Source organism: Amaricoccus sp., from assembly GCF_036846665.1.
Taxonomy (GTDB): domain Bacteria; phylum Pseudomonadota; class Alphaproteobacteria; order Rhodobacterales; family Rhodobacteraceae; genus Amaricoccus.
Genome location: NZ_DAIUBO010000023.1, coordinates 1 through 26,398 on the forward strand (window position 1 = coordinate 1; position 26,398 = coordinate 26,398).

A 26,398-nucleotide genomic window follows, 5' to 3' on the forward strand; every position below is an offset into this window, starting at 1 on the left:
GCGCAGGCGATGCGGGAATGGCTTCGAGGCACGCTGCCCTCGATGGTTTCGGTGGTTGGGCCGCCCGCATCGCCGTCCGGGTTCGACCACTGATTATGCGATGCCGCGTATCAGGTCTTCGCCCGGGACCAGGCGATCCCGCATTGTCGGCTCGACGCCAGGAATGGGCCACGAGTCATCCAGAACGCATCTGATATCCGGACCATCAACCACCTCCGCAGCCGGTTCGAGCGCCTTGTGGAGCCGTTCTGCGGTCCCGCGACCAGGAACCTTCCCGGGTATGCCGCGTGGTTCATCGCAAAGCTTTTCGGCATCGGCCAGTCGCCGGATGGGGTCTGGGCGCGGCTTCCGGCCGCCCGATCAAAACGGAAGGCAGACGCCGGCGCAAGAATCATCACGTGACAGCTACTTAGCTGGCAGTCTTGGTGCCCGGGAGAAGACTCGAACTTCCACTTCCTTTCGGAAACTGGCACCTGAAGCCAGCGCGTCTACCAATTCCGCCACCCGGGCAGGTGCCGATCACGCGGACATATACGGCGGTGCCGACCCCTGTCAACGGCACCGCGGGGCTCGGCAGCGCTCCGACCTCATGTGACAGGTGACAAGGGCGGGTTTCTCTGAATCGATGTTTCGGCCCTGAACGGGAGCCGCGCATGATCCCCGCCGAAGGCCTGCCCCGGAAGTCGCGCCTGGCGGCGCTGCTCGACCATTTCGCGGAGGTCGAAGACCCGCGCGACGTGCGGCGGATCCTGCATCCGCTGCCCGAAGTCCACTTCCGCGTCGTCTGCGGCGGTGGTGCCAGGGCTATCGCATTCGGCCGATGATGGTCCTTGCGAAGGCGTCGGACCATCCGGATTGACTGCGCTTCCGGGCGACGGACGACTTGAGCCTCGCCTTGTTGGCGAAGTTGCGGGCAGGGCGTCGGAAGAGGGCGAGGTTCTTCGACCCGCTCCTCCCGGAGGTTCGGCTCCGGGCGGAGCGGGAACGCATCGAGCGGTTCATCGACCAGCGCATACCGATGCCCGGACCCGACGACGAAGTCCACGCGGCATTTCCTACGCGGCGAGACAAGGCTTCGAGTTGCGGCTTGCGCGCCAAGCACTAAGGAAGTCATGATCTTGCGAGACGCTGCGCGTCATGCGCCGAGCAAAGGTCCCGTAGAGCGGAATGCGTCGCCGCCCCCAGCCCGGCGCCGCCCGCGTCTCTTGGGGGTGCGGGCGAGGAAGAGGGGCACTGCCCTGGACGTGGCGCGGCGGCGCATTGCGCATCCTGGGGCTTTGCGGCAAGGTCGCGGCCGCATCGGGGCGAGGTTCCGCATGAGAGACGCCGAAGTCGTCACCTTCGCCGGCGGGTCGCTCGACCGCGCGACGCATCTGCGCGCCGATGCCGCCCGGCTCATCCAGTCGCGCGAGGCGCGCTGCCTCGCGCTCTGGCGCGGCCGGCCGCTGCTCGACACCTGCAACGGCGACGCCCGGCTCGCCTGGCTGCCGGTCGCCTCGGAGGTCTTCGCGCCTGACGCACCCTCGATCCTGCTCGGGACCGAGGCCGGCGCGCCGCGCTTCGCCCGCGAGGTGCCGGATTGGGGCGGCATCGCGGAACCCGTCGCCGCCACGCCCTTTCTCGACGAGGCGCGCACCGCCCACCCCGCCCTGCCCGAGCATCTGCGCTTCGGCGAGCTGCGCGCGGTGATGGCCGCGCTCCCGCCCGCCGATGCCGGCAATGCCGCGGCCGCCAAGGGCATCTTCGCCTGGCACGCCGCCCATCGCTTCTGCGCGAATTGCGGCGGCCCGTCGCGGATCGACGACGCCGGCTGGCGCCGCTCCTGCCCGGCCTGCGGCGCGCAGCACTTCCCGCGCACCGACCCGGTGGTGATCATGCTGATCCTTTCGGGCAATTCGCTGCTGCTCGGCCGGCAGTCGAGCTGGCCCGAGGGCATGTATTCGCTGCTCGCGGGCTTCATGGAGCCCGGCGAGACCATCGAGGCGGCGGTGCGGCGGGAGACCTTCGAGGAGACCGGCGTCCGGGTCGGCCGCGTCGAGTATCTCGCGAGCCAGCCCTGGCCCTTCCCCTCGAGCCTGATGATCGGCTGCCGCGGCGAGGCGCTCGGCCGCGAGCTGAAGCTCGACCCGACGGAGATCGAGGACGCGCTCTGGGTCAGCCGCGAGCGCGCCATGGCGGCCCTCGCCGGGCTCGATCCGGTCATCCGCCCGTCCCGGCGCGGCGCGATCGCCCGCTTCCTGATCGAGCGCTGGCTGGCCGACCGGCTGGATTGACCCGCGGCGCCGGCATCAGACAGCGAGAAGAGCGAGGATGACCCCCCTCGGACGGATCGCGGCCCCCGCGCTGGCACTGGCCTTCGGCGCGGCCGCGGCGCAGGAGGCGCCGCAGGCCGTCTCGGCGACCTATCTCTGCGCGGGCGGCGCCCTGCTGCAGGTCGCCTATCTCAACCAGCGCGGCGACCCTGGCTGGGCGGTGGTGGCCTATGGTGGCCGGCTCGTGCCGATGCAGGCGGGCCCGACGGGATCCGGCGTGCGCTACCTCGCCATGGATGGCGGCGGCCTCGTCTGGCACGTCAAGGGAGACCAGGGCTTCCTCGCCCGCGACGGCGGCGATCGCCAGGACATGCTGCTCGAGGACTGCCGGCGCGCGGGATCCCGAGCGCCTATTCGACCGTGACGGTGATTTCCTCGGAGACGACCGGCGGATCGAAGGGCACGTGGTTCATGTCGCCGAGCAGCAGCCGCAGGGTATGCGCACCCGGCGCGAGCTCCAGGCTCGTCTCGGTCTGGCCGCCGCCGAAATGCCTCACGTGGTCGTCCGCCGGCAGGGCGGCGTCGAGGTCGAGCGCCTCCGGCTCGATGTCGATCAGCAGGTGATGGTGGCCGGTGCCCTCCTGCTCGACCCCCGCCGGGGCGACCCCCATCCCCCTGAGCCCGAAGACCACGGTCACTGGGCTCGTGACCGTGGCACCGTCCGCCGGGGCGATGATATAGGCCGCCGCACCCTCGGGCGCGGCCATGCGCTCGGCCAGCGCCGGTCCTGCGAAGGCGGCGAGCAGCAACGCCGGGATCGTCATGCGCAGCATGGTCGGTTCCTCCCCTTCGGCTACCGGCGCCGCGGCGGCACCCGCGGCCGACCGGAAGCGGCGCCATGAGACTACCCCGTCCGGAGCCGCCGTCAAAGCCCGAAGGCCGGCTCCTGGGACTTGCGATAGGGATGCGCCGGATAGGTGCCGAGGATCTGCAGCTTGGTGGTGAAGTAGTCGAGTTCCTCCAGCGCCCGCGCCACCGCCGGATCCTCCGGCCGCCCCTCGATGTCGGCATAGAACTGGGTCGCGGTGAAATGCCCGTCGATCATGTAGCTCTCGAGCTTGATCATGTTGACGCCATTGGTCGCGAAGCCGCCGAGCGCCTTGTAGAGCGCCGCCGGCAGGTTGCGCACGCGGAAGACGAAGCTCGTCAGCGCGTCGCCCGCGGGCGCCGGCCCGGGGCGCGGCGCCATGACGAGGAAGCGCGTGGTGTTGTTCGACTGGTCCTCGATATGCCGCGCCAGCACCTTCAGCCCGTAGATCTTCCCGGCGAGCTCGGAGGCGAGCGCGGCCAGCGCCGGATCGCCGGCCCGCGCCACCGCCTCGGCGGAGCCGGCGGTATCGGCGCCGACCCGCGGCGCGATGCCGTGCTCGCGCAGGAAGGCCCGGCACTGGCCGAGCAGCACGGTATGGCTCATCGCGGTGCGGATCCCGGGCAGGGTCGCGCCGGCCACCCCGAGCAGGTTGATATGCACGCGCAGGAAATGCTCGCCGACGATGTGGAGCCCCGAATCCGGCAGGAGGTGGTGCAGGTCCGCGACGCGCCCGTAGGTCGAGTTCTCCACCGGCATCATCGCGAGCGACGCCCGACCGTCGCGCACCGCCGCCAGCGCGCCCTCGAAGGTGTTGCAGGCCAGGGCCTCGAGATCGGGATAGACCTCGGTGCAGGCCTGATGCGAATAGGCGCCGGGGATGCCCTGGAAGGCGATCGCCCCGCTCGGGCTGGTCATGTCGGATGATCCCCGGTTGCGGCAAGGCCCGCTGCCTAGTCCGGCGCCCGGCAAAGATCAACCGGCGCCGCGAGGCGGGGCGCGTTCTGCGCCTTGCCATCGAGCGCGGGTTCCGGCTAGAACGACCGGGTGTTGTGACGCAAGCCGGATATGCGGCGAAAGCGGGGGTTGGCTATATCCATGAACACGATGGTGATCACGAAATACGTCGGCGCGATCTGCGGCAGCCTGCTGGTCTTCCTGCTGATCGCCATGGCATCGGAGATGATCTTCGACACCCACAGCGAGGAGGTCGCTTTCCTCATCGAGACCCCGGAATCGGGCGGCGAGAGCGAGGAGCCCGCCGAGTCGGTCGACGTGGCCGCCCTGGTCTCCGCGGCCGATGTCGACAAGGGCGCGACCGTGTTCAAGAAATGCGGCGCCTGCCACAAGGTGGACGGCTCCAATGCCGTCGGCCCACATCTCGACGGCATCATCGGCCGCGGCAAGGGAGCGGTCGCGGATTTCAAGTATTCCGGCGCGCTCCAGAAGGTCGGCGGCGCCTGGGATCCGGAGGCGCTCTTCCACTTCCTCGCCGACCCCAAGGGTTTCGCGCCGGGAACCTCGATGTCCTTCGCCGGCCTGCCCAAGGACGAGGATCGCGCGAACCTGATCGCCTATCTGGAATCGATCAGCAACTGAGCCGGCGGCGACCGGGCCGGCGGCCGCTCACGCGGCCCTCACGAAATCCTGCACGCGCGTAACGCGACTCACGCTTTACGCGCTCCTTTGGCGCGACTAATCCGAGGATACCGAGTCCCACAGTCGCCGGATGGTAGATGGCCCCCGCCGTTTCAGAATCAGCCTCTGCACGCGCCTCCGGGACGGATTCTGTGACGGACACCGCCGTCCGGGCCATCGACGGTTCCCGGTGGCGGGGTGATCTGCCATGACCCGCGTCGGTTTCATCGGGACCGGCCATATCGCCGCCCCCATGGCCCGGGCCGCCGCGCGGCGCGGCCATCCCGTCCTGGTCTCCGAGCGGAACGCCGAGACGGCGGCGGCACTGGCCGGGGCCTTCGAGACGATCTCCGTCGCCCCGAACCAGGATGTCCTCGACGGATCCGACGTCGTCTTCCTCTGCCTGCGCCCGCGTCTCGCCGGTGACGTGCTGGCGCCGCTTGCGTTTCGCGCCGATCACCGCGTGATCTCGGTGATGGCGGGCGTGGCGATCGCCGAGTTGCAGCGCCTCTGCGCGCCGGCCGGCGCGATCTCCGCGACGATCCCGCTCGGCTTTCTCGAGCAGGGCGGCTGCCCGCTGCCGGTCTTCGGGCCGCCGGCGGATCTCCGGACCCTGTTCGGGCCGGAGAACCCGGTGATCGAGGTCGCGACCGAAGCCGCACTCAACCGCCATTTCGCGATCTGCGCCATGGTTCCGGGCATGCTCGCGATGCTGGATACCGGTGCCGACTGGCTCGGCGCCGGGACCGGCGACCCGGCGGGCGCGGAGATCTATACCGCGCAGCTCCTGCGCGGCTTCCTGGCGGCCTCCGAGCCGAGGCGCGGCGGCCTCGCCGCGGCGCGGGACGCGCTCGCCACGGAGGGCACCCTGAGCCTGCAGATGGTCGGGGCGCTGCGGGACAGCGGCGCGCTCGCCTCCCTTCGCAATGCGCTCGACTCGATCGGCGCCCGACTGGATTCGCACGCATGACAGCTCTCGCCCCCCCCGCCCGCTTGCACCCCCTGCGGCGCCATGCCGCGGCGCTTCTCGCCGGCTCGCTCCTGCTGGCGACGGCCGGACAGGCGGCCTCCGAGGAGGAGGTCATCACCAGCCACGGCATCGCGATCTTCGGCGAGCTCACCTATCCCGAGGGATTCGAGCATTTCGCTTATGTCAATCCGGACGCGCCGAAGGGCGGCATCCACCATACCTGGACGCTGGGCAGCTACGATTCGCTCACCCCCTTCACCGAGAAGGGCGATGCCGCCGAAGGCGCCTGGGGGGTCTTCGACAGCCTCATGGTCAGCCCCGACGACACGCTCGGCGAATATTACGGCCTCGTCGCCGAGAGCGTGACCTATCCGCCGGACAAGCACTGGGTCAGCTTCAAGATGCGCCCCGAGGCGCGGTTCTCCGACGGCAGCCCGATCACCGCCGAGGACGTGGTCTTCACCCTGGACGCGATGCAGAACAAGGGCCAGTTCCGCTACCGCGCCTATTTCGGCGAGATCGAGAAGGTCGAGGCCCTTGGGCCGCACGAGGTCAAGTTCACCTTCGCCGAGGGCGCCTCGCCCCGCGACCTGGTGCCGCTCGTCGCCGGCATGGGCATCTTCTCCAAGGCCTATTTCGAGGACCGCGACTTCTCGAAGAGCTCCATGGATCCGCCGCTCGGATCCAGCGCCTACCAGGTCGAGAGCGCCGATGCCGGGCGCTCGGTCGTCTATGCGCGCGACGAGGATTACTGGGCCAAGGACCTGCCGGTGAACGTCGGCCAGAACAACGTCGATCGCATCCGCATCGACTACTACACCGATCAGGGCAGCGCCTTCGAGGCGTTCAAGGCCGGGGCCTACACCTTCCGCGGCGAGGTCAATGCCGAACGCTGGCTCAACGGCTACGACTTCCCGGCGCGGCGCAGGGGCGACGTGGTGCTCCAGGAGATCCCGGCCCATACCGTCCCGAACGCGGGCGGGCTCTATTTCAACCTCCGGCGCGACAAGTTCCAGGACATCCGCGTCCGCGAGGCGATCGAGACCATGTTCAACTTCGAGTTCTTCAACAGCCGCCTGTTCCACGGCGTCGAGGAGCGCGTGGCGAGCTTCTGGGAACGCAGCGACATGGCGGCCGAGGGCCCGCCCTCGGCGGAGGAGCGCGCGGTGCTCGAAGCGGTGCTCGGCGATCTGCCCGAGGGCATCGGCGACATCCTGAACGACCCCGCCGCGACGCCCTATGCCGGCGAGGGATCGAGCCAGCGCCAGCGCCAGCGCCGCGCGATCCAGCTCTTCAACGAGGCGGGATATACCCTCGAGAACGGCCGGCTGGTCGGCCCGGACGGGCAGCAGTTCACCTTCGAGATGATGTATGCGAGCCCCGACGCCGAGCAGTATCTCTCGCCCTTCGCCAAGGAGCTCCAGGGGATCGGCATCGACGCCCGGCTGCGCTTCGTCGACAGCGCCCAGTGGCGCGAGCGCGCCGAGACATTCGATTTCGACGCCATGCATGTCTTCATCCCCATGAGCGAGCTGCCCGGGATCGAGCTGCGCGACGCCTTCGGCTCGGAATACGCCAATGTGGGCGGCGGGCTGGCGGTCTCGGGCGTGTCCAATGCCGGCGTCGACAAGCTCATCGACATGATCGTGCGCGCCGAAACGCTGGAGGAGCTGAGAGTGCGGGTGAGCGCGCTCGACCGGGTCCTGCGGGCGATGCGCATCCGCGTCCCCTACTGGGTGCGGCCCGACAGCTGGATCGCCTATTACGACTATTACCGCGAGCCGGAGACCCTGCCCGAATACAGCATCGGCATGCCCGGCATCTGGTGGGCGGATCAGGCGCGCTACGGCGAGCTGCGTGCATCGGGGGCGATCCGCTGACATGGGCGCCTATGTCCTGCGCCGCCTGCTCCTGATCCTCCCGACCCTGTTCGGCATCCTGGTGATCAACTTCGTGCTGGTCCAGTTCATGCCCGGCGGGCCGGTCGAGCAGATCATCGCCGAGATCCAGGGCGAATCCGGCGGCGTCTTCGACCGCATCGCCGGCGGGGGTGGCGGCGGGGGCGGCGCCCCCGCGACCGGCGGCAGCTCGGAATACCGTGGCGCCCAGGGCCTGCCGCCCGACTTCATCGCCGACCTGGAGAAGCAGTTCGGCTTCGACAAGCCGCCGCTCGAGCGCTTCTTCCTGATGCTCTGGAACTACATGCGCTTCGATTTCGGCGAGAGCTATTTCCGCTCGATCTCGGTGGTCGATCTGGTGCTGGAGAAGATGCCGGTCTCGATCTCGCTCGGGCTCTGGTCGACGCTGCTCGCCTATACGATCTCGATCCCGCTGGGGATCCGCAAGGCGGTGCGCGACGGCATGCCCTTCGACACCTGGACCTCGGGGCTGATCATCGTCGCCTATTCGATCCCGAGCTTCCTATTCGCGATCCTCTTGATCGTGCTCTTCGCCGGCGGCAGCTATTTCCAGATCTTCCCGCTGCGCGGCCTGACCTCGGACAATTGGGAGAGCCTCAGCCTCGGGGCGAAGGTCCTCGACTATCTCTGGCACATCGTCCTGCCGGTCACGGCGCTGACCATCGGCTCCTTCGCCACGCTCACGCTCTTGACCAAGAATTCCTTCCTCGAGGAGATTAAGAAGCAATATGTCGTCACCGCCCGCGCCAAGGGGCTCTCGGAGCGGAGGGTGCTGATCGGCCATGTCTTCCGCAACGCGATGCTCATCGTCATCGCGGGCTTTCCGGGCCTCTTCATCTCGGTCTTCTTCTCCGGCTCGCTCATCATCGAGACGGTCTTCTCGCTCGACGGCCTCGGGCGGCTCGGCTACGAAGCGGCGATCCAGCGCGACTATCCGGTGGTCTTCGGCACGCTCTATGTCTTCGGCCTGCTCGGCCTCCTGATCGGCATCATCTCGGACATGACCTATGTCTGGGTCGATCCGCGCATCGACTTCGAGAAGCGGGAGGCCTGAGCTTGCGCCTGAACGCGCTGCAGCGCCGCCGGATCGCGAATTTCCGGTCCAACCGCCGCGCCTTCTGGTCGCTGTGGCTCTTTCTCGCGCTCTTTCTCGTGACGCTCTGCGCCGAATTCGTCGCCAACGACAAGCCGATCCTCGTGTGGTTCCGCGGCGAGCTGAAGATGCCGATCTTCCACTTCTATTCCGAACGGGATTTCGGCGGCGAATTCGCGACGGAGGCCGAATACCCTTCGCCGGAAGTGCGCTGCCTGATCCGGACCGGCGGGCTCGAGGCCTGCCTCGACGATCCGCTCGGCATCTACGAGCAAGCCGCCTCGGGCATGGTGGACGGCGAGCCCATCGAGCGCGGCTGGATGCTCTGGCCGCCGGTGCCCTATGCCTTCGACACCATCAACTACGACGTGGTGCGCGCGCCCTCGCCGCCCGACCGCGCGCATTGGCTCGGCACCGACGACCAGACCCGCGACGTGCTGGCCCGCGTCATCTACGGCTTCCGCATCTCGGTGCTCTTCGCGCTGGTGGTGGCCGCCTTCTCCTCGGTGATCGGCATCCTCGCCGGCGCCGCCCAGGGCTATTTCGGCGGCTGGGTCGACCTCTTCTTCCAGCGCATCGTCGAGATCTGGCAGAACATCCCCTCGCTCTACATCATCATCATCCTCTCGGCGATCTTCGTGATGAACTTCACCCTGCTCACGCTGCTGATCGCGCTCTTCTCCTGGACCTCGCTCGTGGGCGTGGTGCGCGCGGAATTCCTGCGCGCGCGCAACTTCGAATACGTGCGCGCCGCCCGCGCGCTCGGGGTGAACGACACCACCATCATGTTCCGCCACCTGCTGCCGAACGCCATGGTCGCCACGCTGACGCTCCTGCCCTTCATCATCACCGGCGCCATCGGCGGGCTGGCCGCGCTTGACTTCCTCGGCCTCGGCCTGCCGCCCTCCTATCCCTCGCTGGGCGAGCTGGCGCTCCAGGGCAAGAACAACGTCACCAAGCCCTGGCTGGGGCTGACCGCCTTCTTCGCCTTCGCGGTCATGCTCTCGCTGCTCGTCTTCATCTTCGAGGGCGTCCGCGACGCCTTCGACCCGCGAAAGACCTTCCGATGAGCAAGGGGGCGGCACCGGGCGCGCCGATCCTGACGGTCCGCGACCTCTCGGTCACCTTCGTGCAGCGCGGCCGCGAGACCCGCGCCGTGCGCGGGGTCAGCTTCGATCTGCGCGCCGGCGAGACGCTGGCGCTGGTGGGCGAGAGCGGCTCGGGCAAGTCGGTCACCGCGCTCTCCACGGTGCGCCTCCTGCCCGACAATGCCGACGTCACCGGATCGGTGCGCTACCGCGACCGCGAGATGACCGGCGCCGATGCGCGGACCCTGCGCGACGTGCGCGGCAACGACATCAGCTTCATCTTCCAGGAGCCGATGACCTCGCTCAACCCGCTCCACACCATCGAGCGGCAGATCGGCGAGAGCCTCGCGCTGCACCAGGGCCTCACCGGCGCACCCGCCGCCGCGCGCATCGTCGAGCTGCTCGACCAGGTCGGGATCCGCGACCCGGAGAGCCGGCTGCGCGACTACCCGCACATGCTCTCCGGCGGCCAGCGCCAGCGGGTGATGATCGCCATGGCGCTCGCCAACGGCCCCGACATCCTGATCGCCGACGAGCCCACCACCGCGCTCGACGTCACCATCCAGGCGCAGATCCTCGAACTCCTGGCCGAGATCCAGCGCGCCGAGGGCATGGGCATGCTCTTCATCACCCATAATCTCGGCATCGTGCGCCGCATCGCCGACCGGGTGGCGGTGATGAAGGACGGCGAGATCGTGGAGACCGGCCCCACCGCGCGGATCTTCGCCGCGCCGCAGCACCCCTATACAAGGATGCTGCTCGCCGCCGAACCCTCGGGCCGCCCCGAGCCGGTCGCCAGCGGCGCCGAGACGGTGGTCGAGACCGAGGCCCTGCGCGTCTGGTTCCCGATCCGCCGCGGCCTGATGCGCCGCACAATCGGCCATATCAAGGCGGTCAACGGGGCGAGCCTCGCCATCCGCGAGGGCGAGACGCTCGGCATCGTCGGCGAGAGCGGCTCGGGCAAGACGACGCTCGCGCTCGCCATCATGCGGCTGATCTCGTCGGAGGGCCGCATCGTCTTCCTCGGGAGGGACATCCAGGGCCTGCCGAACCGCAACCTGCGCGACCTGCGCCGGGACATGCAGATGGTCTTCCAGGACCCCTTCGGCTCGCTCTCGCCCCGCATGTCCATCGAGCAGATCGTCGCCGAGGGCCTCGGGGTGCACCGGCTCGCCGGCGACGACACCGCGCGCGTCACCGCGATCCTGCGCGAGGTCGGCCTCGACCCGGAGACGCGCGACCGCTACCCGCACGAATTCTCCGGCGGCCAGCGTCAGCGCATCGCCATCGCCCGCGCCATGATCCTGCAACCCAAGCTCGTGGTTCTCGACGAGCCCACCTCCGCCCTCGACATGACGGTGCAGGTGCAGATCGTGGACCTGCTGCGCCGGCTCCAGGCGAAATACGGGCTGGCCTATGTCTTCATCAGCCACGACCTGCGCGTGGTGCGGGCGCTGGCGCACAAGGTCATGGTCATGCAGAACGGCGACGTGGTCGAGGCCGGCGACGGCGACGCGGTCTTCGACGCCCCGCAGACCGACTACACCCGCACGCTGATGGACGCCGCCTTCGGGATGGAGGTCGCGGCGGAATAGGCCGATTGCCGCTTGCCAAGGGCCCTTCTTGCCGGCGTTCCGGGTGGCGGGGTGCGGCAGGAGCAGAATCGCGGTTCGGTAGCGACGCCTGCGTGCCCCCGTGATCAGGCAGGAACGTATGTCAGCCTGATCACGTCCGCACCGTACGGCTCGCTGGCCACGAGGCGGAGGGGCGGCCGGGGGCCGGCGAAGAACGGCGTGCCGCCGCCCAGCACGACCGGGTGGAAATAGAGCCGGTATTCGTCGACGAGACCGAGGTCGGACAGGCTTCGCGCCAGGTCCGGCCCGCCGACGTCGATCTCCCCCGCGAGCCGGGTCTTCAGCCCGCGGACCGCCGCCTCGACGTCCTCTCCGACGAGCGTGGCATTGGGCCCGACCGAGGTCAGGGAGCGCGACACGACCCATTTCGGCTGGCGCCGCCAGGCCGTCGCGAAGTCGCGTTCCGCCTCGGTCCATCCCGGATCGTCCACGTCCCAGTAGCGCATGATCTCGTAGAGGCGGCGTCCGTAGAGACTGCCGGTCAGGCCGCGCACCTGCTCCGTCCAGTGACGGAAGAGCGCGGGATCGGGCGCGAAGGCCTGATGGTCGACATAGCCGTCCAGGGACAGGTTCATTCCGAAGACGAACTTCGCCATGCCGCAAGGCCTCCGATCCTCGTCCGCAGGATGGCCTGAACCGCCGGCTCACGCCAGCGGGATCGTACATGCGGACGCTCCCGCCGCAGGCTCTTGCCAGCCGCCGGGCATCGTGAGAACATCCCAAGAACATTCAGCGGCCGCCATGCTCCAGACCCGTCACGCCCCCGCCCCCGACGCGCTCCGCCTCGCCCCCGGGCTCGCGCTCGCGCGGGCCCGGGCGCATGAGGCGACGGGCCCGGCGCGCGTGCTCTTCGCGCTGCTGGCGGGAGGGGCGGCGCGCGGGCCGATCCTCTGGCTCCAGCCGGGGTGGTACTCCGAGAAGCTCAACGGGGACGGGGTGCTGCCGTATCTCGATCCCGGGAGGCTGATCTTCGGGACGGCCCGCACCGCCCCCGAATTGCTCGCCGCCGCCGAGGAGGCGCTGCGCAGCGGCGTGGTTCCGCTGGTTGCGGTCGACCTCCCCGCCCCGCCGGATCTCACCGCCGTGCGCCGGCTGCATCTTGCCGCCGAGGCGGGCGCGGACCGCGGCACCGCCCCGCTCGCGCTCCTGCTCACCCCCGACCCCGGTGGTGCTGCGGGCGTGGAGACCCGCTGGCACATCGCCCCCTCGCCGGGCTGGGCAAGGAACGGCGTGGCAAGCTGGATCCTGACCCGCTCCCGCGACCGCATGGCGCCGCAGGCACGCTGGCAGATGACCGTCGAGGCTGGAGAAATACGCCTGACCGCCGCCCCGGCCGCCGGGCCTATTGCACGATGAACTCGGCGTGCAGCGCGCCCGCCGCCTTGATCGATTTCAGGATGTCGATCATGTCGCCGGCCGAGACCCCCAGCGCGTTCAGGCCGGCCACGACCTGCGGCAACGAGACCGAATTCTCGACGATGGCGAGGCCATTGCCCGGATCCTCGGTGATCTGCGCGTCCGTGCGGGGAACGACCACGGTGCGCCCGTCCGCGAAGGGATTGGGCTGGGACACCAGCGGCGTCTCCTCGACGCTGAGCGTGAGCGAGCCCTGCGTGACCGCGACGCGGCTGATGCGCACGTCCGAGCCGAGGATGATCGTGCCCGAACGCTGGTCGACGACAACCCGCGCGCGCGTGGAGGTCTGGACCTCGATGTTCTCGATCTGCGCCATCAGGAGCGCCGGCGTGTCGATGCCGACCGCGGCGAGATCGAGCCGCACGGTGCCGGCATCGAGCATCCGCGCGACCCGCGCGCCGACGTTCTGGTTGATCGCGGCCTCCATGCGGGCCGCGGTGGTGAAATCGGGGTTGCGCAGCGCGAGCCGGATGTCGCGCGACTGGGTGAAGTCGAAGGCGACCTCGCGCTCGACCCGCGCCCCGGAGGGGATCAGCCCCGAGGTCGGCACGCCCTGGGTCACGGAGGCGGCCTCGCCCTCGGCGACGATGCCGCCGGCGATGATCGAGCCCTGGGCCACGGCATAGATCTGGCCGTCGGCGGCATTGAGCGGCGTCATCACCAGCGTGCCGCCGAGAAGGCTGCGTGCGTCGCCGATCGCCGAGACCGTCACGTCGATCTGCGAGCCGGCGCGGGAGAAGGCCGGCAGGGTCGCGGTGACCAGCACCGCCGCCACGTTGCGCGCGCGGATCTGCTCGCCGGTGACGTTCACGCCCAGCCGCTCGAGCAGATTGACGATGGCATCCTCGGTGAAGGGCGAGTTGCGCAAGGAATCGCCGCTGTTGTCGAGACCGACCACGAGGCCGTAGCCGAGCAGGTCGTTGCCGCGCACGCCGTCGACCTCGACCAGATCCTTGATCCGGGCCGGCGATGCCAGCGCCGGATCGGCGAGGCCGCCGAGGACCGGGAGGAGCAGCGCGAGAAGGATGCCGGTGAGGGAACGGATCATTGCGTCCTCAGCGCAGGAAATTGGTGAAGCGCAGGTTCGCGAGGCGCGAGGTCACCGTGTAGATCGATTCGAGCTGCACCTGCAGCGTCTGGTAGTTCGAGGCCGATTCGAGCGGATCGGTCGCGACGATCCTGGCGCGGGCGATGTCGAGCGTGTCGCGCTCGCCGATGCGCTCCGCCCGCGCCCGCTCGACGGCCTCCTGCGAGACGCCGACCCGGGCGCGCAGGTCGAGGATGCCCTCCTTGGCGGCCAGCAGGCGGGCGCCGGCCGTGCCGAGAAGCGTCATCTGCTCGGCGGGCTGGCCGGCGAAGGCGCCGCCCTCGACCACGGCGGCGAGGGATTGCGCGCGCAGCACGGCCACCAGCTCGTCGGTATCGGCGCGCATCCCGTAATCCATGCGCTGGCCCTCGCCGATCTCGACCGGCGAGAGGTCGTCGACGGAGCCGATGTAGCCGTTGGTATAGAAGGCGCCCCCGGGCTTCTGGAAATAGGCGTCGATGGCGGTGATCGCATCCGCGGCGGTCGCGGCACCGGCGGCCAGCGCATCGAGATCGGCCAGGATCGCATCGGCCGGCGCCAGGGCAGTGCTGTCGGTCGCGGTGCCCGCGAAGAGCGACTGGCCCGCCACCTGGGTGTTGAGGATGCCGACCACGTCCCTGAAGCTCGTGCGCGCGGTCTCCGCATGCAGGAGGGCGCCGGCGACATCGCCCTGCCCCACCGCGCTCGTAAGGTCGATCGCGAGGCTTTCGGCCGGCGCGAGGATGCGCCCGAGGCTCTCCTGCATCACCTCGAGGCGCAGCTCGGTCAGGGAGATGGTCTCGGAGAAGACCGCGTTGCGGTCGAGCGAGCGCTCCAGCGCGAAGAGCCGCGTGAGATTGCCCCCCGTCGCCTCGTAGCGGCTGGTCTTCTGGCCGGTGGTCAGTTCCCTGGCGGCAAGGTCGAGCGCGGCGCGGGTGTTGAAGGCGCGCCCCTGCAGGGCCTGCATGCGCGCCAGATCCGAGGCTCCGTTGACTTTCATGGGACTCAGGCCTCCAGCAGAAGCTTCATCAGCGTATCGACCACGGTGAGCACGCGCGCATTGGCGGCATAGCTCTGCTCGACGAGGATCAGCGATTGCAGCTCCCCGTCGGTGTCGACGCCGATGGCATGGGTTTCGCGTTCCGCCAGCACGGCCTGGCGGGCGTTGAGATAGGCCCGATCCTCGTCGCTGCGCGCCGCGCGCCCGGCGAAGAAGGAGGCGATCTCCGAGGCCATGGTGGCGCTGCCGTTGGCGGCGTTCTGCGAGACGAAGCCGACCGGATTGCGCGGATCGACCATGGCGTCGGAGAGCGCCTCCAGATAGGTGCCGAATCCCTCGTTCCCCGGCGCGGCGGCGCTCAACCCGTCGCGCAGCCGCCAGACGGCGCCGCCGGGCTGTGCCGGATCGACCGCGGCATTGACCTGGAGCCGGCCGGCGAGGCCGGTCAGCGGGCCGGGGCTGCGGTCGACGAAGAGGCCGTTGCCGGAGCCGTCCAGCGCTGCCGGCGGCATCAGGTCGCGGAAGCGTTCGATCAGGTCGTTGGCGTAGCGGTCCATCTCGGCATCGAATTCCGGCACGATCCGGTCGCGCACCTCGAAGAGCGCCGAGAGCGAGCCGCCGTCCATCAGGCCGGCGCCGGTTCCCATGTCGACCGGCACCGGCCCGGTCGATGCGCCCAGATCCTGCATCAGCCGGCCGAGCGGCGCGCCCAGGGTCATGTCCGCGGTGACGACGTTCGGGGCGGGCTGGAAGCTCAGGGCGAAGAGGCGCCCGTCCAGCAGCGGCGCGCCATTGGCGGTATAGATCGCGACCTGGTTGCCGTCGCGCTTGACGGTGCGCACGGGGATGATCGACGAAATGCCGTCGATGATCCGGTGCCTCTCGTCCTGGAGCGCCGAGGTGTCGACCCCCTGCGGTTCGAGATTGGCGATCTTGCGGTTGATGTCCTGCACCGCCTTGAGCGCGTCGTTGACCTGGGTCACCTGGCGGTTGATCTCCGCATCGGCCTCGGTGCGGAGGCGCGAATTCTCCGCGGCGATGCGGTTGACGGCGGCGGCGACGTCCTTGGCCGAGGTCACCGCCTCGGCGAGCTTCGGCACCGATTGCGGCGAGGCGGTCGCCGACATCAGCGTCGTCTCGAGGCGGGTCGCGAGCGTGGAGAGCGCCCCGGCGCTGCCCGGATCGCCGAAGGCCGCGAGCATGCGCTCATAGGCGTCCGACCGGGTTCCCGTGGCCCCGAGTGCCGCGTCCATGCCGCGCCGCTCGGCGGTCAGGAACGGGTCGTCGGTGCGGCCCGTGCCCATGACCTTGACGCCGGAGCCGAACCCGCCGAGCGCCACCGAGGAAAGCTCCGTCGTCCGCCGGCCGAAGCCGGGCGTCATGGCGTTCGCCACGTTGTTGGAGATCGTGTCCGCGAGCCGCGCGGAAGCCGCGAGGCCGGAGGCGGCATTGTTCAGCGCGTTGGAAATGCTCATGTCGACGATCTCCGCTCAGCCGGACGCGCCTCAGCGCTTGAGGTTGGTGGTTTCCTGCAGCATCTCGTCGACGGTCTGGATGATCTTGGCGTTCGACGAATAGGCGCGCTGGGTCTGGATGAGCTGGGTGAGTTCGTTGGCGATGTCAGTGGTCGACTGCTCCCGCGCGAAGCCCTCGATCCCGCCCGTGGGCCCCTCGCCGGCGTTCCAGAGGAAGAGCGAGCCCGAGGCCTGCGACAGCGCGAAGCACTGGTTGTCGAGCACCCTCAGCCCGTTCGGGTTCGGCATGTCGGCCACGGGGATCTGGTAGATCACCTTGGAGAAGCCGCTCGAATAGGTGGCCTGGAGGTAGCCCTTCTCGTCGATCGAGAGCCCGGTGTAGATGCCCGCGGCATTGCCGTTGTGGCTGACGCCGACCGAGGAGAAGGTCGAGGAGAGCTGCGACATGTGCTGCGGCCCGGTGGCGCTGGTCGAGCCGAGGCCGAAGGTGATCTGCTGGTTGCCGAGATCGAGCACGAGGTCGCCTGTGACCGGGTCGTAGCTCGAGGTGAGCGCGCCGCCGACCGGGCCGGTGACGCTGGCCAGCCCGCCGGCATTCGGCGGAACATCGCTGAAGGTGAGCGTGTAGTCGCCCGCCGACTGGCCCGTGGCCTGGTCGGTCAGGGTCAGCGTCCATTCGTTGCTGCGCGGATTGCCCGGGGCCGGAACCGTGGGCAGGAAGGTCGCGGTGAGCGTGTTCGAGCCGCCGATATTGTCGAAATACTCGACCGTCACCACCCGCGGATCGCCCGAGGCCCCGGCCTCGACGTCGTCGGTCGGCAGGTTGACGTTGAGCGTGACCTGCGAGGTCGGCTCGACCGCTACCGAGGACATGTTGACCCGGACCGGCTGGAGCCCGCTGACCGTGTCGCGCGGATAAGAGCCCACCACGCCGTTGGCATCCGCGGGCCAGCCCATGAGCACCAGCCCCGAGGGCGTGGTCAGATAGCCGTCGGCATTGGTGGAGAACGAGCCCGTCGTCGTCAGCATGAAGGGCATGTCGGCCGTCGGCTGCCCGATCGCGGAAACGGCGCTGACCGGCAGGAAGCCGCGTCCGGTGATCGCGAGGTCGGTGGAGTTGTTGGTCTGCGCCAGGGCGCCCTTCTCCTGCACGTCCCAGACCGCATTGGTGCGCACGCCGCCGGCGGTGAACCAGCGCCCGCCGCCGACGGTGCTCGGCGATTTGGCGTCGCTCACGGTCATCGAGGCGAAATCGACGTCGGCGCGCTTGTAGCCGTAGGTCTGCGAATTCGCGATGTTGTCGGAGATGGTGGCGAGCTTGTTCGCATTCGCGTTGAGGCCGGAAACACCGGCGTTCATCGACGAGGAGATACCCATACTCAGTCCTTTGTCCCGTGAAGGTCGGCCGCTGGAGACTCGTTACACGGCGCAATGCATGGGGCCTGCGGCTTAAAATCGTGCTAACGGGCTCAGGGCTCGAAACGGCGCAGCAGGGTGATCTCGATCCGCCGGTTGCGCGAATCGGAGGGCTCCTCGGTCACGTGGTTGCGGTCGGCCTTGCCGGCCACCCGCGCCAGCCGCGGATCCGCGACCCCTGCCGCGACCAGCAGTTCGCGCGAGATCTGGGCCCGCTCGCCCGACAGCCGCCAGGGATCGGGCGCATCCGGCCCGATGTCGGTCGCCGCCAGATGACCGCTGATCGCCACCGGATTGGCCGTCCGCGACAGCACCCGCCCGATCATGTGCAGGAGCCGCACGAGGATCGGATTGGTATCGGCGGTGTTCGCGTCGAAGAGCGGCGAGCCGGGAATGTCGAAGACCTCGATGATCAGCCCCTCGTCGGTCACCCGCGTGGCGATATGCTTGAGCAGGGGATCGGCGGCCATGGCGTCGCCGCTGCCGCCCATCAGCTCCTCGGCGATGTCGTAGAGGCTCTGGTCGGGCGCGCCCGGCACGTCCGTCCGGTTGGGATCGCCCTTCTGGCCGGTCTCGTCCCTGGCCAGGATGTCCTGGCTGAACATGGTCGCGCCGTCGAAGGGCCCGTCGCCGCCGCCGCGGGTCGAATGGATCGGGATCGTCGGGCTGAAATAATCGGCGAGCCCGAGCCGCGTCTCCTCGTCGGTGACGCTGAGCAGCCACATCAGCAGGAAGAAGGCCATCATCGCCGTGACGAAATCGGCATAGGCGACCTTCCAGGCGCCGCCGTGATGGCCGCCGGCGACCACGGTCTTGCGCTTGATGACGATCACGTTCCCCTTGGCCTTGCGGTCCATGGCCATGCCCCCGATTACCCCGCGGCGAGAAGACGCGGGAAAGTTGAAGCCGGGGTTACCGAAGCGGCCCGCAACGGCCCCGGAGCCCGCTGTTTTTCCCGAGAATTGGCCCGAAGTCGTTCAGGTTTTGGCAACCATTGCGGCCGAAAGTGCCGCGGATCGACACGCGGAGCGGCCTTCATTCATGTCCCTCGAAACCTCCGTTCTCTCCAAGAAGCTGCGGCAGGGCGGCGTGTCGCGGTCGCCGCTCGCCGAGACCGACCTGATCGTGGAGAGCTTCGCGCGCGGCACCGAGGACCGGCTCAGGCCGCTCATCAAGACGATGATGAACGTGACCGTCGGGGCCGTCGCCGTCACCAAGCTCGCCCAGGCGGTCGGGGGCATCACCTCGCCGGCGGTGCTCGGCATCGTCGATGTCGAGGATGCCGACACGCCCGCCCTGATCGCCTGCGACGCCGATCTCGCCTATCACCTCGTCGACCTGATGCTCGGGGGCGATCCCGCCCAATCCCCCGAGCCCGCGGCCCGGCTCTTCAGCTCCATCGACATGGCGCTCTGCCGGCTGCATCTCGACGCGATCCTCCAGGCCTTCGTTCATGCGGTCGGCGTGGGCCTCGGCCGGCCGCTGACCAAGACCCTGCGCATCCGCGACCAGCGCCAGAGCACGTCGCAGCTGCGGCTCGCGCCCGACTATATCGACGTGCTGACCTTCGCCGCCTCGGTCACGCTCGGCGAGGCGGGGCGGACCGGCACGATCTCGCTCGTCCTGCCGCTCTCGGCGCTCGACGTGATCCGGGCCTCGATCCAGGCGCGCAACCTCCAGGCCGCCCGCGAGCGGCCGAACGATCTCTGGAAGGCGCTGATGCGCCGGGCAGCCGCGACGGCGCCGGTGCGGGTCGATGCGGTGCTGCATCGCCAGAAGATGAGCCTCGCGGCGCTTCAGAACCTGCATGTCGGCCAGGTGCTGGAGATCCCGCGGCAGGCCGTGGAGGAGATCCGGCTGACCATCCCGCAGCCGGCCGGGCGCACGGCGGTGCTCGCGACCGGCCATCTCGGCGGCTATCAGGACAACAAGGTGGTCCGCCTCGGCGCGCCGCCGGACGCCCGCGTGGTCGCGCATATCGCCCGCGCGCTGCGGGCCGGCGCCGTGGCGGCAGGGCCGCGGGCGGAACCGCTCCAGATCGAGCCGGGCACCGCTGAGCCGGACGCCGCGGACGATCCGGCAACGCAGCCGGACGAAAGGTCTCAGCCGGCGGCGAGCTGACACCAGCAGGGCAGCAGGTTTCCCGCCGCGGGCCGCGCGGCATGGACCGCCCGGGCGACGGCCCGGGCCAGGCAGACCGCGGCCGCGTGCTCGATCGCCATCCGCGCCGACGCTCCCGGCTCGGGCAGCTTCCGGTCTCCGGTCGCGACCGCGAAGACCAGATCGCCGTCGAAGAGCGTATGCGCGGGAAAGATCGCGCGGGCGAGGCCGTCCTGCGCGACCTCGGCCATGCGCCGGGCGCCGGCCTTGTCCAGCGCGGCATCGGTGGCGACGATGCCGATGGTGGTATTGGCGCCCGGCCCCTCGGCCCCCGGCTTTCTCGCGCGCGGCTCGGCGGTATCGAACCGGGCGGCGAGCGGGCCGAGGCCGCCGAATTCCTCTCCGATCTCCAGCGCGCCGGCGAGAAAGGCGCGGGTCGAGGGCCAGGTGCCCTCGCCGAAGGCATTGACGGCGACGAGCGCGCCGATCGTGACGCCGGATTGCAGGACCAGCGAGGCCGAGCCCAGCCCGCCCATCAGGGTGGCGGTCATCGCGCCGGTGCCCGCCCCGACCGAGCCGAGCGCGAAATCCGCCCGGGCATCGGCGAGCGCCGCCTGCCCGAGGCGACCGTAGGGGTTGCTCGCCCAGGTCTTGTCGCCGCCGTTGGCCAGATCGAAGAGGATCGCCGCGGGCACGATCGGCACGCTCGCAGGCCCGGCGCGAAAGCCGCGGCCCTGCACGCGCAGGGCATCCGCGACGCCGGAGGCGGCGTCGAGGCCGAAGGCGGAGCCGCCGGCGAGCACCAGCGCATCCACTTGCGGGACCAGCCGGTGCGGCGCGAGCAGGTCGGTCTCGCGCGTGCCGGGAGCGCCGCCGCGGATGTCGAGCGCGGCGACGAAGGGCCCGTCGGCGGTGAGCACCGTCACCCCGGATTTCAGCGCCGCGTCGGACGCGTTGCCCACGCGCAGCCCGGCCACGTCGGTGATCAGGTTGCGCGGGCCCGGCTGCATCAGATGCAGCGCCCGCCGTCGACCTCGAGTGCCACGCCCGTCAGCATCTCGGCCGCGTCGGAGCAGAGGAAGGCCGCCGCCTGGCCGATGTCGCGCGGGGTGGAGAAGCGGCCGAGCGGGATGGTCGCGAGGAATTTCGCGCGCATCTCCGGCGTGTCCTCGCCGAGGAAGCTCCGGAGCAGCGGCGTCTCGCCCGCCACCGGGCAGAGCGCGTTCACCCGGATCCGGAAGGGGGCGAGCTCGACCGCCATGGTCCGGGTCGCGGTGATCATCCAGCCCTTGGAGGCGTTGTACCAGGAGAGCCGCGGCCGCGGCGAGAGGCCGGCGGTCGAGGCGATGTTGAGGATCACCCCGCCGCGGCGGTGCTTCATCGCGGGCACGAGATGGCGCGCGGTCAGATAGACGGACTTGGCGTTGACGCGGAAGACGCGGTCGAAATCCGCCTCCGAGATCTCCTCGAGCGGGGCCGGGAGATGGGTGATGCCGGCGTTGTTGACCAGGATGTCGAGATGTCCGAATTCGGCCAGCGCCACCGCGGCCATCGCGGCGACGCTGGCATCGTCGCCCACATCCACCGTCACGTGCCGGGTTCCCAGCACCGCGGCCATGGCTTCGGCGGCCTCGGGGTCGATGTCGGCGATCATCACCCGCGCGCCCTCGGCATGGAACTGGCGGGCGATGCCGGCCCCGAAGCCGGAGGCGCCGCCGGTCACGAGCGCGGTCTTTCCCTCAAGTCCCATGATGTCCTCGTGCCGCCCCCCTGTCGTCGAGACTGCGGCGCAAGCGGCCGGACTGCAAGCCGCAAGCGGGCCGAGAGCAGGGATTTGAGGGCGTCCCCATGGGGACAGATTTCAAGTAACTGATTCCCAAAGGTTTATTGATTAACGACTTGTGAAGCCGGTCAGCGCCTGGGGAAGTTCGGGCGGTCGGTGTTGTAGTTCGCCGCGAGGTAGTCGAGGATCTTCGCGCGCTCCGCCGGATCCGGTTCGGGCATGCCCTGCTCGGCGATCATCCAGTCGAGCGTCTTGTCCCAGCCCTCGCGCGTCTTGCCCTGCTGGACGACGATCATCTCGGAATGGCAGGCGGTGCAGGTGTAGTAGGTCTCCTCGACGCCCTCGCCCTCGACCATGAGGCCGTATTCGCGCTCGGCCCTCTCCTGGGCCGTCGCGGCGGCCACCGCGACGGCGAGCCAGGCGCCGGCCATCCCGGCGCGCAGGCAGGTCCTTCGGGGCTCAGGCAACCTGAAGCCCCACCCGATGCATGGCATTGTTGAGATAGCCCTTGGGATTCCAGTCGATGGCGAAGGGCTGCATCACGCCTTCGCTGTCGCGCGCCCGCGCCCAGACCTCGTAATAGCCCGGCCTGGGGAAGACCACGCTCGCCCGCCAGTTCTGCCAGGCGCCGTCGTTGAGCGGCGGGTCCACCTCCGCGGCCATCCAGGTCGCCCCGAAATCCGTGGAGATGTCCACCGCCTCGATGGTGCGGTCGCCCGACCAGGCATGGCCGCGCACCTCGGTTTCCGTGACGGGCGCGGCGCCGTTCGCGGGAAAGGTGATCACGGATTTCACCGGCATGCGCTCGATGATCTCGAATTCCTCCGCCGGCACCTCTGTGCCCGGCGCCACCGGATGGGCGGGAACCCGGTAGCTGTCGCCGCCCATCTTCTCGCCGTCGTGCACCTGGTCGCGCAATTCGATCCGCGTGAGCCATTTCTGCGAGCAGGATCCCGGCCAGCCGGGCACCACCAGGCGCAGCGGCGCGCCGTTCATGGGATGCAGGTCGGCGCCGTTCATGGCGAAGGCGATCAGGATGTTGTCGGTCATCGCCTTCGCGATCGGCATGCCGCGCGAGATCGGCTCCTTGCCCGGATCGCCGGAGAGATGCGTGTCCGCGCCGTGATGCCCGGTATAGACGACGTTCGCCTGAACGCCCGCCTTGTCGAGCACCTCCCGGAGGCGCACGCCGGTCCATTCGGCGCAGCCGACCGCGCCCCAGGTCCATTGGTTGCCGCTGGCCGGCGGGTCGAAGAAGGCCCGGCCGTTGCCGCCGCATTCCAGGGTCAGCGCCAGCGAGACCACCTCGAACTGCTCGCGCAGATCGGCGATGGAGAGCTCGAGCGGGGTGTCGACGAAGCCGTCGATGGTGAGCGTCCAGGTCTCCGGATCCATGTCGTCCGGCAGAAGGCCGTTGTTGCGGATGAAATGCCGGTCGGTGGGGGTGATATCGTCGTCGAGCAGCTCCGGCGGCGTCTCGGCATTGACCGGGCGGTCGCTGAGCAGGATCAGGCCGAGCTTGCCGGCGAGCGGGTCGCCCTGCGCCATCGCCGCGGGAATGAAGCCCTGGGGGATGTTGCGGTGATAGGGGATCGCCATGCCGACCGCGGTGGACATGGCCGCCAGCCCCGCGCCCCTGAGAAAGCCCCGGCGGTCGGCGTGGCTGACGCGTCCGAAAAGGGCGAGATCCGCGGCTTCGGGGTCCTCGGCGAGCAGGCGGCGCAGGTCGTCGGTGGTCTTCTGGTCTGTCATGAATCGATCCTCCCGGACATCAAGATATCCGTTTTCCTGATTTTGGACAGTGGAGAGTGCCGGAAATCCCATGCGATGCAGGATTCAGCCGTGATGCGCAGCCACCGTCTTGAGCCGGGTGAAGCCGTAGAGCGCCTCGAAACCCTTCTCGCGGCCGTGGCCGGAGAGGCCGGTGCCGCCGAAGGGAAGCTCGACGCCGCCGCCGGCGCCGTAATTGTTGAGAAAGACCTGGCCCGCGCGCAGCCGGCGGGCGAGGCGCAGGGCGCGCGCGCCGTCGCGGGTCCAGACGGCGGCCACGAGGCCGTAGCCGGTGCCGTTGGCGATGGCGACGGCCTCCTCCTCGTCCTCGAAGGGGATGATGACCTGCACCGGGCCGAAGATCTCCTCGCGCGCGAGGGCATGCTCGGGGGGCACGGCGTCGAAGAGCACCGGCGCCACGTAGGCGCCGCCCGCCGGCGCCCCGGCGACGATCGCGCCGCGCCCGGCGACCGCGAGATCCCGGCCGCGGGCGAGATAGCCCTCGACGATGGCCTTCTGCCGCGCCGAGATCAGCGGGCCGAGGTCGTGGTCCTCGAGCGCGGGGCCGGCGCGAAGCGCGCGGTAGCGGGCGGCCATGGCGGCGGTGACGCGCTCGTGGATGCCGCGCTGCACCAGGATGCGCGCGGCGGCGGAGCAGGTCTGGCCGGCGTTCTGGATGCCGGGGCCGACGAGGAAGGGCAGCGCCGCCTCGAGATCGGCATCGTCGAAGACGAGCTCCGGCGACTTGCCGCCGAGCTCGAGCGTCACCGGCACCACATTGGCGGCCGCGGCCGTCTGGATGGCGCGGCCGGTGGCGACGGAGCCGGTGAAGGAGAGATGGTCGATGCCGGGATGGGCGGCGAGCGCGGCGCCGGCCTCGGCCCCGAGGCCGGGCACGACGTTGAGCGCGCCCGGCGGCAGGCCGGCCTCCGCCGCCAGTGCCGCGAAGGCGAGCGCGGTCAGGCTCGCCTCCTCGGCGGGCTTCAGCACGCAGGCATTGCCGGCCGCGAGTGCCGCACCCACCGAGCGGCCGATGATCTGCATCGGGTAGTTCCAGGGGATGATGTGGCCGGTGACGCCATGCGGCTCGCGCAGGGTGAAGGCGGTGTAGCCGGCGAGATAGGGGATGGTCTCGCCCATGAGCTTGTCCGCCGCGCCGCCGTAGAATTCGAGATAGCGCGCGAGCGCCCGCGCGTCGGCGCGGGCCTGGGCGAGCGGCTTGCCCACGTCGCGCGCCTCGAGCCGCGCGAGATCCTCGATCCGCGTCTCGACCAGCCGGCCGAGGCGGGCGAGCGCCCTGCCCCGCTCCGCCGCGGTGGCCCGGCCCCACTCGCCCGCGAGCGCCGCGCGGGCCGCCGCCACGGCCGCGCCGACATCCGTGGGGCCGCCGCGGGCGATGCGGGCGAATTCGCGCCCCTCGGAGGGGTCGATCGCGGGCAGGCTATCGCCGCCGGCGGGCGGGCGCCAGGCGCCGCCCAGGAGGCATTTCCCGGGATCGAACCAGAGGTCCTTCATGCGCCCGCTCCGGTCAATGCGGCATGGAGTTCGAGAAGAGGTTCACGACCAGCACCCCGAGGATGATCAGCCCGAGCCCCAGGAGGGCGGGAAGGTCGAGGCGCTGGTCGTACCAGATCCAGGAGACCGCCGCGATCAGCACGATCCCGAGGCCCGACCAGATCGCATAGACGATGCCGGTCGGCATCACCCTGAGCGCATAGGCGAGGAACCAGAAGGCGACCGCGTAGAAGGCGAAGGCCAGGAGGCTCGGCACCAGCCGGGTCAGGCCGTCGGAGCGGGCGAGCGCCGTGGTCGCCACCACCTCGGCGGCGATGGCGGCGCCGAGCAGCACGTAGATCAGGCTCAGGGGCATGCGGTCCGGTCTCCGGTCGGATCGCATGGTCTAGCACGCCGTCGCGCCGGCCGTCACGCGCTCAGCTCCAGCACCGGCGCGGCGGCGAGCAGGGCGCGGGTATAGGGATGGGCGGGGGCGGCGAAGACCGCCTCGGTGCGCCCTTCCTCCACGATCTCGCCCGCCTGCATCACCATCACCCGGTCGGTAATCGCGCGCACCACGGTCAGGTCGTGGCTGATGAAGAGATAGGAGAGCCCGTAGCGCGCCGAGAGATCGGCGAGCAGGTCGAGGATCTGGGCGCGCACCTGCACGTCGAGGGCCGAGACCGCCTCGTCGAGGATGATGAGCTTCGGCCGGATGATGAGCGCGCGGGCGATGGCGATGCGCTGGCGCTGGCCGCCGGAGAATTCGTGGATGAACTTGTCGGCGTCGGCGGGCGCGAGGCCCACGTCCTCGAGCGCGGCCTCCACCGCCTCCCGCCGCTCGGCGCCGCGCGGCGGGTCGTCGAGCAGGTGGAAGGGCTCGGCAACCAGCCGGGCGACGCGGTGGCGCGGGTTGAAGCTGCCGTAAGGGTCCTGGAAGACCACCTGCATGCGGGCGCGCAGCGCGCGGGGCATGTGCTCGCCGGCATGCACGCCCTCGCCCTCGAGCGCGACGCTGCCGCCCTGGAGCGCCTCGAGGCCGAGGATGGCGCGGGTGAGCGTCGACTTGCCGCAGCCCGATTCGCCCACGAGGCCGAGGCTCTCGCCGTGGCGGATCGTGAAGCTCACCCCGCGCACCGCGCGGAAGGCGTCGTGGCCGCCGAAGAAGCCGGGGCGGGCGACCCGGTATTCGCGCACCAGGTCGCGCACCTCGAGCAGCGGGGTGCGGGCGAGCCGCGCCAGGCGTTCGGGCCGGTGCGCGGAGGCGGCGAAGAGCGCGCGGGTATAGGGGTGGCGCCGCTCGCGGAAGACCTCCTCGGCGGTGCCGGCCTCGACCACCGCGCCGCCGCGCATGATCGCGAGCCGGTCGGCGGTATCGGCGACCACGGCGAGGTCGTGGCTGATCAGCATCAGACC

The 26,398-nt window shown here is 70.1% G+C and carries 26 protein-coding genes and 1 tRNA gene; 11 read left to right on the top strand and 16 right to left on the bottom strand.

What is annotated here, in order from left to right:
- Nucleotides 1-423: 423 nt before the first annotated feature.
- A tRNA-Leu gene (locus tag V7050_RS03840) sits at nt 424-510 on the bottom strand.
- A gap of 143 nt (nt 511-653) precedes the next feature.
- Here V7050_RS03840 and V7050_RS03845 point away from each other — a divergent pair.
- The 3 genes from V7050_RS03845 to V7050_RS03855 all read left to right on the top strand — a co-directional run bounded on the left by V7050_RS03845 (nt 654) and on the right by V7050_RS03855 (nt 2,676).
- Nucleotides 654-824, top strand: a complete 171-nt coding sequence (locus V7050_RS03845; protein WP_324366135.1) for a hypothetical protein — start codon at nt 654-656, stop codon at nt 822-824.
- A gap of 492 nt (nt 825-1,316) precedes the next feature.
- Entirely contained in the window at nt 1,317-2,273 is a 957-nt protein-coding gene (nudC, locus tag V7050_RS03850) for an NAD(+) diphosphatase (protein WP_324366094.1), read from the top strand.
- A 37-nt stretch (nt 2,274-2,310) separates the two neighbouring features.
- Nucleotides 2,311-2,676 carry an MliC family protein gene (locus V7050_RS03855; protein WP_324410248.1) on the top strand — a complete coding sequence of 122 codons (366 nt, stop codon included), beginning with the start codon at nt 2,311-2,313 and terminating at the stop codon, nt 2,674-2,676.
- On the opposite strand, the gene V7050_RS03860 is transcribed toward V7050_RS03855, so the two are convergent.
- Nucleotides 2,663-3,085: a DUF4399 domain-containing protein gene (locus tag V7050_RS03860; RefSeq protein WP_442885337.1), complete on the bottom strand. Its 423-nt coding sequence runs from the start codon at nt 3,083-3,085 to the stop codon at nt 2,663-2,665. The genes V7050_RS03855 and V7050_RS03860 overlap by 14 nt on opposite strands.
- Nucleotides 3,086-3,177: 92 nt before the next feature.
- A complete protein-coding gene (locus tag V7050_RS03865; protein WP_324366098.1) occupies nt 3,178-4,038 on the bottom strand; it encodes a prephenate dehydratase in 861 nt (286 codons plus the stop codon).
- 180 nt (nt 4,039-4,218) lie between these two features.
- Here V7050_RS03865 and V7050_RS03870 point away from each other — a divergent pair, with 180 nt between their 5' ends.
- The 6 genes from V7050_RS03870 (at nt 4,219) to V7050_RS03895 (ending at nt 11,423) form a co-directional block, all read left to right on the top strand.
- Nucleotides 4,219-4,719 (top strand): c-type cytochrome, encoded by a 501-nt coding sequence (locus V7050_RS03870; protein WP_324366100.1) that lies wholly within the window; start codon nt 4,219-4,221, stop codon nt 4,717-4,719.
- 247 nt (nt 4,720-4,966) lie between these two features.
- Complete coding sequence (locus V7050_RS03875) at nt 4,967-5,728, top strand: NAD(P)-binding domain-containing protein (protein ID WP_324366102.1); 762 nt, start codon at nt 4,967-4,969, stop codon at nt 5,726-5,728.
- Entirely contained in the window at nt 5,725-7,608 is a 1,884-nt protein-coding gene (locus tag V7050_RS03880) for an extracellular solute-binding protein (RefSeq protein ID WP_324366104.1), read from the top strand. Before V7050_RS03875 ends, V7050_RS03880 begins: the two co-directional genes overlap by 4 nt.
- A 1-nt stretch (nt 7,609) precedes the next feature.
- Complete coding sequence (locus V7050_RS03885) at nt 7,610-8,701, top strand: microcin C ABC transporter permease YejB (protein ID WP_324366106.1); 1,092 nt, start codon at nt 7,610-7,612, stop codon at nt 8,699-8,701.
- A 2-nt stretch (nt 8,702-8,703) separates the two neighbouring features.
- Complete coding sequence (locus V7050_RS03890; protein WP_324366109.1) at nt 8,704-9,810, top strand: ABC transporter permease; 1,107 nt, start codon at nt 8,704-8,706, stop codon at nt 9,808-9,810.
- Nucleotides 9,807-11,423, top strand: coding sequence for an ABC transporter ATP-binding protein (locus V7050_RS03895; protein WP_324366110.1), 1,617 nt, complete (start codon nt 9,807-9,809; stop codon nt 11,421-11,423). The genes V7050_RS03890 and V7050_RS03895 overlap by 4 nt, the downstream gene beginning before the upstream one ends.
- Before the next feature lie 104 nt (nt 11,424-11,527).
- On the opposite strand, the gene V7050_RS03900 is transcribed toward V7050_RS03895, so the two are convergent.
- Nucleotides 11,528-12,058 carry a dihydrofolate reductase family protein gene (locus V7050_RS03900; protein ID WP_324366113.1) on the bottom strand — a complete coding sequence of 177 codons (531 nt, stop codon included), beginning with the start codon at nt 12,056-12,058 and terminating at the stop codon, nt 11,528-11,530.
- Nucleotides 12,059-12,203: 145 nt separating this feature from the next.
- Here V7050_RS03900 and V7050_RS03905 point away from each other — a divergent pair, with 145 nt between their 5' ends.
- Nucleotides 12,204-12,818 (top strand): hypothetical protein, encoded by a 615-nt coding sequence (locus V7050_RS03905; protein ID WP_324366115.1) that lies wholly within the window; start codon nt 12,204-12,206, stop codon nt 12,816-12,818.
- On the opposite strand, the gene V7050_RS03910 is transcribed toward V7050_RS03905, so the two are convergent.
- The 5 genes from V7050_RS03910 to V7050_RS03930 all read right to left on the bottom strand — a co-directional run bounded on the left by V7050_RS03910 (nt 12,805) and on the right by V7050_RS03930 (nt 18,698).
- The gene (locus V7050_RS03910) at nt 12,805-13,926 is read right to left on the bottom strand and encodes a flagellar basal body P-ring protein FlgI (protein WP_324366116.1); all 1,122 of its coding nucleotides are present in this window, start codon (nt 13,924-13,926) and stop codon (nt 12,805-12,807) included. The genes V7050_RS03905 and V7050_RS03910 overlap by 14 nt on opposite strands.
- Nucleotides 13,927-13,933: 7 nt before the next feature.
- A complete protein-coding gene (locus tag V7050_RS03915) occupies nt 13,934-14,944 on the bottom strand; it encodes a hypothetical protein (RefSeq protein ID WP_324366118.1) in 1,011 nt (336 codons plus the stop codon).
- Nucleotides 14,945-14,949: 5 nt separating this feature from the next.
- Nucleotides 14,950-16,419, bottom strand: coding sequence for a flagellar hook-associated protein FlgK (gene flgK, locus V7050_RS03920; protein WP_324374096.1), 1,470 nt, complete (start codon nt 16,417-16,419; stop codon nt 14,950-14,952).
- Between the two features lie 30 nt (nt 16,420-16,449).
- A complete protein-coding gene (locus tag V7050_RS03925) occupies nt 16,450-17,796 on the bottom strand; it encodes a flagellar hook protein FlgE (RefSeq protein ID WP_324366122.1) in 1,347 nt (448 codons plus the stop codon).
- A 92-nt stretch (nt 17,797-17,888) separates the two neighbouring features.
- A complete protein-coding gene (locus V7050_RS03930) occupies nt 17,889-18,698 on the bottom strand; it encodes a flagellar motor protein MotB (RefSeq protein ID WP_324366124.1) in 810 nt (269 codons plus the stop codon).
- A gap of 178 nt (nt 18,699-18,876) precedes the next feature.
- Between V7050_RS03930 and V7050_RS03935 the strand changes: the two genes are divergently transcribed.
- A complete protein-coding gene (locus tag V7050_RS03935; RefSeq protein WP_324366126.1) occupies nt 18,877-19,956 on the top strand; it encodes a FliM/FliN family flagellar motor switch protein in 1,080 nt (359 codons plus the stop codon).
- Here V7050_RS03935 and V7050_RS03940 read toward each other — a convergent pair.
- The 7 genes from V7050_RS03940 to V7050_RS03970 form a co-directional block, all read right to left on the bottom strand.
- Nucleotides 19,938-20,945 (bottom strand): P1 family peptidase, encoded by a 1,008-nt coding sequence (locus V7050_RS03940; RefSeq protein ID WP_324410250.1) that lies wholly within the window; start codon nt 20,943-20,945, stop codon nt 19,938-19,940. The two genes, V7050_RS03935 and V7050_RS03940, sit on opposite strands and share 19 nt — an antisense overlap.
- Nucleotides 20,945-21,685 carry a glucose 1-dehydrogenase gene (locus V7050_RS03945; protein ID WP_324366130.1) on the bottom strand — a complete coding sequence of 247 codons (741 nt, stop codon included), beginning with the start codon at nt 21,683-21,685 and terminating at the stop codon, nt 20,945-20,947. Before V7050_RS03945 ends, V7050_RS03940 begins: the two co-directional genes overlap by 1 nt.
- Before the next feature lie 161 nt (nt 21,686-21,846).
- Nucleotides 21,847-22,185 (bottom strand): aldehyde dehydrogenase, encoded by a 339-nt coding sequence (locus V7050_RS03950; protein ID WP_324366131.1) that lies wholly within the window; start codon nt 22,183-22,185, stop codon nt 21,847-21,849.
- Nucleotides 22,178-23,470: a sulfite oxidase gene (locus V7050_RS03955; RefSeq protein ID WP_324374100.1), complete on the bottom strand. Its 1,293-nt coding sequence runs from the start codon at nt 23,468-23,470 to the stop codon at nt 22,178-22,180. Before V7050_RS03955 ends, V7050_RS03950 begins: the two co-directional genes overlap by 8 nt.
- An 84-nt stretch (nt 23,471-23,554) precedes the next feature.
- Nucleotides 23,555-25,003, bottom strand: coding sequence for an aldehyde dehydrogenase family protein (locus tag V7050_RS03960; RefSeq protein WP_324367540.1), 1,449 nt, complete (start codon nt 25,001-25,003; stop codon nt 23,555-23,557).
- A 13-nt stretch (nt 25,004-25,016) separates the two neighbouring features.
- On the bottom strand, nt 25,017-25,358 hold the full coding sequence (locus V7050_RS03965) for an SMR family transporter (protein WP_324367542.1): 342 nt from the start codon (nt 25,356-25,358) through the stop codon (nt 25,017-25,019).
- Between the two features lie 53 nt (nt 25,359-25,411).
- The coding region (locus V7050_RS03970; RefSeq protein WP_324410252.1) for an ATP-binding cassette domain-containing protein at nt 25,412-26,398 on the bottom strand (987 nt) is incomplete at its 5' end.

Bases quoted from the DNA above. Each gene is read 5' to 3' on its own strand.
- V7050_RS03945 (WP_324366130.1), bottom strand. From the start codon at position 21,685: ATGGGACTTGAGGGAAAGACCGCGCTCGTGACCGGCGGCGCCTCCGGC.
- V7050_RS03930 (WP_324366124.1), bottom strand. From the start codon at position 18,698: ATGGCCATGGACCGCAAGGCCAAGGGGAACGTGATCGTCATCAAGCGC.
- V7050_RS03880 (WP_324366104.1), top strand. From the start codon at position 5,725: ATGACAGCTCTCGCCCCCCCCGCCCGCTTGCACCCCCTGCGGCGCCAT.
- V7050_RS03965 (WP_324367542.1), bottom strand. From the start codon at position 25,358: ATGCCCCTGAGCCTGATCTACGTGCTGCTCGGCGCCGCCATCGCCGCC.
- flgK (WP_324374096.1), bottom strand. From the start codon at position 16,419: ATGAGCATTTCCAACGCGCTGAACAATGCCGCCTCCGGCCTCGCGGCT.
- V7050_RS03895 (WP_324366110.1), top strand. From the start codon at position 9,807: ATGAGCAAGGGGGCGGCACCGGGCGCGCCGATCCTGACGGTCCGCGAC.
- V7050_RS03955 (WP_324374100.1), bottom strand. From the start codon at position 23,470: ATGACAGACCAGAAGACCACCGACGACCTGCGCCGCCTGCTCGCCGAG.
- V7050_RS03910 (WP_324366116.1), bottom strand. From the start codon at position 13,926: ATGATCCGTTCCCTCACCGGCATCCTTCTCGCGCTGCTCCTCCCGGTC.
- V7050_RS03935 (WP_324366126.1), top strand. From the start codon at position 18,877: ATGTCCCTCGAAACCTCCGTTCTCTCCAAGAAGCTGCGGCAGGGCGGC.
- V7050_RS03960 (WP_324367540.1), bottom strand. From the start codon at position 25,003: ATGAAGGACCTCTGGTTCGATCCCGGGAAATGCCTCCTGGGCGGCGCC.
- V7050_RS03940 (WP_324410250.1), bottom strand. From the start codon at position 20,945: ATGCAGCCGGGCCCGCGCAACCTGATCACCGACGTGGCCGGGCTGCGC.
- nudC (WP_324366094.1), top strand. From the start codon at position 1,317: ATGAGAGACGCCGAAGTCGTCACCTTCGCCGGCGGGTCGCTCGACCGC.
- V7050_RS03860 (WP_442885337.1), bottom strand. From the start codon at position 3,085: ATGCTGCGCATGACGATCCCGGCGTTGCTGCTCGCCGCCTTCGCAGGA.
- V7050_RS03875 (WP_324366102.1), top strand. From the start codon at position 4,967: ATGACCCGCGTCGGTTTCATCGGGACCGGCCATATCGCCGCCCCCATG.
- V7050_RS03870 (WP_324366100.1), top strand. From the start codon at position 4,219: ATGAACACGATGGTGATCACGAAATACGTCGGCGCGATCTGCGGCAGC.
- V7050_RS03885 (WP_324366106.1), top strand. From the start codon at position 7,610: ATGGGCGCCTATGTCCTGCGCCGCCTGCTCCTGATCCTCCCGACCCTG.
- V7050_RS03915 (WP_324366118.1), bottom strand. From the start codon at position 14,944: ATGAAAGTCAACGGAGCCTCGGATCTGGCGCGCATGCAGGCCCTGCAG.
- V7050_RS03865 (WP_324366098.1), bottom strand. From the start codon at position 4,038: ATGACCAGCCCGAGCGGGGCGATCGCCTTCCAGGGCATCCCCGGCGCC.
- V7050_RS03905 (WP_324366115.1), top strand. From the start codon at position 12,204: ATGCTCCAGACCCGTCACGCCCCCGCCCCCGACGCGCTCCGCCTCGCC.
- V7050_RS03845 (WP_324366135.1), top strand. From the start codon at position 654: ATGATCCCCGCCGAAGGCCTGCCCCGGAAGTCGCGCCTGGCGGCGCTG.
- V7050_RS03855 (WP_324410248.1), top strand. From the start codon at position 2,311: ATGACCCCCCTCGGACGGATCGCGGCCCCCGCGCTGGCACTGGCCTTC.
- V7050_RS03925 (WP_324366122.1), bottom strand. From the start codon at position 17,796: ATGGGTATCTCCTCGTCGATGAACGCCGGTGTTTCCGGCCTCAACGCG.
- V7050_RS03900 (WP_324366113.1), bottom strand. From the start codon at position 12,058: ATGGCGAAGTTCGTCTTCGGAATGAACCTGTCCCTGGACGGCTATGTC.